We start from the raw sequence: 4,381 nt of genomic DNA on the forward strand, positions 1-4,381 counted from the left end.
ATGCAATAGCCCTGCCCTGATGGGGAGCAATTGCGCTTGGCCGTTTCTTCCGGCGCGCTAAGCCGCCGCCTTGCGGAAGGGCTGTCGCTTCCACTGGACGAGGGAGCGCCAGATCCATTCGAGGGGGCCGTAGCGGAAGCGGGCCAGCCAGGGGCGGCTCCACAGAAGGATCAGGGCCCACACGCCGGCCACCACCCACAGTTGCTCGGCCCGGGACAGGTGTCCGTACAGGCCAAGGCCGTAGCCGCAGAAGACCAGGCTCGTGATCACCGAGGTCATGAGGTAGTTGGTGAAGGCCATTCGCCCCGCCGCCTCCAGCCTTGAGACGAGGCCCCGGAAGAGACCTGCCCGGACGATGAGCAGCAGGACCGAGGCGTGCGCCAGGGCGATGAAGGGCCGGGTGATGGACTGCCAGACCATCAGCTCGTGGGTCCGGACGGGCTCGAAGCCTGCCGCATGGATCAGCCCGGCCTGCAGGGCCGCAAACGGCGCGGCAAGAGCATAGCCGATGACAATCATGATCACGTAGGCGCGGGTCGACCAGCCCAGGGAGAAGAAGCCCAGGCGGAAGAGGCCCATGCCAATCAGCATCTGGCCGATGGCCTCCGGGCCCTCGTCGAAGGGGATGGTCAGCTGAAGCAGGAGGGCGACCTGCGCCCGCGCCTCCAGGGCCTCCAGGAATCCGCCGCGGAACAGGGCGGTTTCCCGCTCGGAGAACCCCGGCGGCGCCACGAAGCCCTGGGAGGCCTGGGCCCAGGCCGTGCGGGCGGCCTCGTCGGCGCCCGGGGCGGTCGCGGCGGCCAGGAGGGCCTTCATCTGGCCTGCGTCGCTCAGGTGCCACAGGAAGAGGGCGGCGAGGAGGGCGCCGCCCAGGCCGATCAGGAGTCGCGGGTCCAGACGACGGAAGGGAAAGACCAGGGCCCCCGCCAGGGCATAGGTGACGAGGATGTCGCCCAGAAAGAAGAAGTAGGCGTGGATCATGCCGATGACGAACATCCAGAAAAGCCGGCGGTAGTGGGTCTGGACGGGCCCGAGGCCGGCTCCGGACTCCGCCCGCCCGGCGATCAGCACGGCGGAGGCCCCGAACAGCATAGTGAAGAGGGCGCGCATCTTGCCATCGGCGAAGACGTTGTTGACCGCCCAGGTCCAGAAGTCGGCCCCCTCGGTCCCGCCACCGTATATGGGGTTGATGTAGGCGTAGGTCGGCAGGCCCATGGCGACGATGTTCATGAGCAGGATGCCGAGCACGGCCATGCCGCGGACCACGTCGATGGACAGGATGCGGTCGCCGGTCCCTTCACTCACGGATGTCATGGATTCCCCCTGCCGTAGGGGGAGGCTCGGCCTGGTGGTCGAACCTGTCAATACCGTCCGCCTCGGCTCAGCCCTGCGGTCGCGAGAGGAAGCCGACGGGGTCCTGGATGAACTCGCCGAAGCCCGTCAGGCAGCCCTGCCAGACCCCGATATGCTCGCGCAGTTCGTCCCTCGTCATGCGTCCGTTCAGCAGGACGGCGTACATGACGCTGGGTTCGCCGGACGGGGTCATGATGCCCCGGCAGGTCAGCTGGCTGCGGTTGTAGTCGTTTATCTGGACCATGTTCACGCCCTTGCGGGAGAAGGCGCTGTAGAGGGCCATGGCGCGGCAGGTGGCGAAGGTCTCGTCACATCCCACCATTTGGGCGCCGAACCCGCCTCCCGGGGTCGTCACATTCATGAACACCTGGCCGTCCGCCTGCCGGGCGATCTCGGCCTTGGCGTCCATGGCGGCCAGCAGGGCGATGACGTCAGCGGTGCGCCGGGCGTCGAAGGCGGGCGCCTTGGGGGACGCCGCCTTTGCAGGGGCAGGCTTGGCTGCGGCGGCCAGGCTGTACGAGGGGAGGAGTATGGCCAACGCCAGCGCCGCAGCCGCCAGCCCGCCGGTTCCGACTCTGCGGAACACGCTGTGGTGATCTGTAGCCTGAACCTGTTCCAAAGCCATGCCGGGATCCCTAGATTTCCTCTACCCAACCGGAGGATGCCATGTTTCCCCTGCTGACGGTCGGACTTCTTGTCCTTCTCGCCATCGTGGTCGTTCTGTCGACGATCAAGATTGTCCCTCAGGGACGGGAGTTTACGGTCGAGCGCTTCGGCCGGTATGTCCGCACCCTCAAGCCCGGCATCAACATCCTGACCCCCTTTGTCGAGACGGTCGGCGCGCGGATCAACATGATGGAGCAGGTCCTGGACGTGCCCCGCCAGGAGGTGATCACCAAGGACAACGTCACCGTCCAGGTGGACGCCATCGTCTTCATCCAGGTGATGGATGCGGCCTCCGCCGCCTACCGTGTGACCAATCTCGATTTCGCCATCACCCAGCTGTCCATGACCAACCTGCGCACCGTGGTGGGCAACATGGAGCTGGACGAGGTGCTGAGCCAGCGCGACCACATCAACTCCCGCCTGCTGGCGGTGATCGACGAGGCCACCAGCCCCTGGGGCGTCAAGGTGGCGCGGATCGAGATCAAGGATCTCCTGCCGCCGCCGGACATCTCCAACGCCATGGCCCGGCAGATGAAGGCCGAGCGGGAACGCCGCGCGGTCATCACCGAGGCCGATGGCGAGAAGCAGGCGGCCATCGCCCGGGCCGAGGGCGCCAAGCAGGCCGCCATCTTGGAGGCTGAGGGCCGCCGGGAGGCCGCCTTCCGCGACGCCGAGGCCCGGGAGCGCTCCGCCGAGGCCGAGGCCGAGGCGACCCGCATGGTGTCCGAGGCCATCGCCAAGGGCGATGTCAACGCGATCAACTACTTCATCGCCCAACGCTATGTGGACGCCTTCGCCAAGCTGGCGGAGAGCCCGCAGCAAAAGACAGTGATCGTCCCGGCCGAGATGTCCACCATCATCGGCTCGATCGCCGGCGTCTCCGAACTCCTGAACGGCGCTCGCAGCAGCGCCCAGGGAGGCTGAGATGGCGGCCCTGACCGAACTCCTGGCCGCCCAGCCTTTCTGGTTCTGGGGGGGGCTGGCCGTCGCCTTGCTCGCGGTCGAGGCGGCCACCGGAACGGGTTGGCTCCTGTGGCCGGCGGCCTCCGCCGGGGCCGTGGCCCTTGTCGCCCTGGTCCTCGATCCAGGCTGGACGGGGCAGGCGGTCCTGTTCGCCCTCCTGACGCTGGTCACCACCTTCGGCGCACGCCGCTTCTTCCCGAGGGGCGGCGCCGCCGCGCCGGGCGACATCAATGACACCACCTCCCGCCTGATCGGCCAGTCGGCCCGGAGCGTCGCCGCCTTCCATCACGGGGAGGGCCGGATCGCTCTCGATGGCAAGGAATGGGCGGCGGAGCTGGAGGGCGGCGGCGCCCTGGCGGCCGAGGCCGAGGTCGAGGTCACCGGGATCAGGGGCGCGATCCTCCAGGTCCGTCGCCGGCGCTGAGGGACTCCAGACTTCGGCGAAGAGCCTGGAGAAAGACCAGGCCTTCCTTCAGATAGTTGTCACTCAAATCAATCTTGAGGCGATCGGCTCCGGGGCGTAGGGCCGTCGACGCCGCGCGGGCCATCCTGGCGCCCTCCGGGGTGAGGAAGACCTGCTTGCGCCGTCCGTCGCGGTCGTCACCCGCCAGCCGAATCCACCCCAGAGCCTCCATACGCTGGAGCAAATGGCTCACCGCGCCCCGGCTCATCCTCAGGCGTGAGGCGATCTCCGCCGGGGGGGCGCCATCGCCGAAACGCAGAAAATCCCGCAAGACTTCGTAGTGTGTGTAGGACATGGGCGCCGGAAGCCGAGCCTCCACGGCCGCCCGCAAGGCGTGCTCGGCGGCGCCCAGCTCGTAAAGGACCTCCAGGTAGGGCGGGTCCGTGGTCCGGGTCCGAATGACAGCTTCCACGATCGCGCCTCATATAGTTGCAAATACAACTATTAAACACGCCCTCGGCGGCGTCAAGGATCAAAGGGGCCCTCGGCGAGTCCCTTCCGGGCCAGGGCGTCGGCGCGTTCGTTGAGTTCGTGGCCGTTGTGTCCCTTGACCCAGCGCCACTGGACCTCGTGTCTCTGCCGGGCTTCGTCGAGACGGCGCCAGAGGTCCTCGTTCTTCACAGGCTTGCGGTCGGCGGTCTTCCAGCCCCGCGCCTTCCAGTTGCGCACCCACTCCGTAATGCCGGTGCGCAGGTACTGGCTGTCGGTGTGCAGCTCGACCCTGCAGGGCCGTCTGAGCGCCTCCAGGGCGCGGATGGCGGCCATCAGCTCCATGCGGTTGTTGGTGGTCGCCGGATCGCCCCCGAAGAGCTCCCGCTCATGGTCGCCCCAGAGGAGCACTGCCCCCCAGCCGCCCGGCCCCGGATTTCCCGAACAGGCGCCGTCCGTGTAGATCACCACGTCCGGCGTCATGCGCCCGGGCCGAACAGGAGCAGG

6 protein-coding genes are annotated in these 4,381 nt (G+C 67.9%); 2 read left to right on the forward strand and 4 right to left on the reverse strand.

Features of this window, described 5'->3' with window-relative positions; all coding sequences use genetic code 11:
* Nucleotides 1-57 precede the first annotated feature (57 nt).
* Both IM632_RS06280 and IM632_RS06285 read right to left on the reverse strand, forming a co-directional pair.
* A complete protein-coding gene (locus IM632_RS06280) occupies nt 58-1,314 on the reverse strand; it encodes a DUF418 domain-containing protein (RefSeq protein WP_296552131.1) in 1,257 nt (418 codons plus the stop codon).
* A 67-nt stretch (nt 1,315-1,381) separates the two neighbouring features.
* Nucleotides 1,382-1,978 (reverse strand): YbjN domain-containing protein, encoded by a 597-nt coding sequence (locus tag IM632_RS06285; protein ID WP_296538991.1) that lies wholly within the window; start codon nt 1,976-1,978, stop codon nt 1,382-1,384.
* Between the two features lie 41 nt (nt 1,979-2,019).
* On the opposite strand from IM632_RS06285, the gene IM632_RS06290 reads away from it, so the two are divergent.
* Both IM632_RS06290 and IM632_RS06295 read left to right on the forward strand, forming a co-directional pair.
* Nucleotides 2,020-2,943 (forward strand): SPFH domain-containing protein, encoded by a 924-nt coding sequence (locus tag IM632_RS06290; RefSeq protein WP_293515259.1) that lies wholly within the window; start codon nt 2,020-2,022, stop codon nt 2,941-2,943.
* Nucleotide 2,944: 1 nt separating this feature from the next.
* Nucleotides 2,945-3,406: an NfeD family protein gene (locus IM632_RS06295; RefSeq protein ID WP_293515261.1), complete on the forward strand. Its 462-nt coding sequence runs from the start codon at nt 2,945-2,947 to the stop codon at nt 3,404-3,406.
* Here the strand turns inward: IM632_RS06295 and IM632_RS06300 are convergent.
* The gene (locus IM632_RS06300) at nt 3,369-3,857 is read right to left on the reverse strand and encodes a MarR family transcriptional regulator (protein ID WP_296483492.1); all 489 of its coding nucleotides are present in this window, start codon (nt 3,855-3,857) and stop codon (nt 3,369-3,371) included. The two genes, IM632_RS06295 and IM632_RS06300, sit on opposite strands and share 38 nt — an antisense overlap.
* Nucleotides 3,858-3,910: 53 nt before the next feature.
* Nucleotides 3,911-4,357, reverse strand: a complete 447-nt coding sequence (gene rnhA, locus IM632_RS06305) for a ribonuclease HI (RefSeq protein ID WP_293515265.1) — start codon at nt 4,355-4,357, stop codon at nt 3,911-3,913.
* Nucleotides 4,358-4,381 lie beyond the last annotated feature (24 nt).

Source organism: Phenylobacterium sp. (assembly GCF_020402505.1).
Classification (GTDB): Bacteria; Pseudomonadota; Alphaproteobacteria; order Caulobacterales; family Caulobacteraceae; genus Phenylobacterium.

Coding starts and splice junctions, on each gene's coding strand:
- IM632_RS06280 (WP_296552131.1), bottom strand. CDS start 1,314: ATGACATCCGTGAGTGAAGGGACCGGCGACCGCATCCTGTCCATCGAC.
- rnhA (WP_293515265.1), bottom strand. CDS start 4,357: ATGACGCCGGACGTGGTGATCTACACGGACGGCGCCTGTTCGGGAAAT.
- IM632_RS06295 (WP_293515261.1), top strand. CDS start 2,945: ATGGCGGCCCTGACCGAACTCCTGGCCGCCCAGCCTTTCTGGTTCTGG.
- IM632_RS06290 (WP_293515259.1), top strand. CDS start 2,020: ATGTTTCCCCTGCTGACGGTCGGACTTCTTGTCCTTCTCGCCATCGTG.
- IM632_RS06285 (WP_296538991.1), bottom strand. CDS start 1,978: ATGGCTTTGGAACAGGTTCAGGCTACAGATCACCACAGCGTGTTCCGC.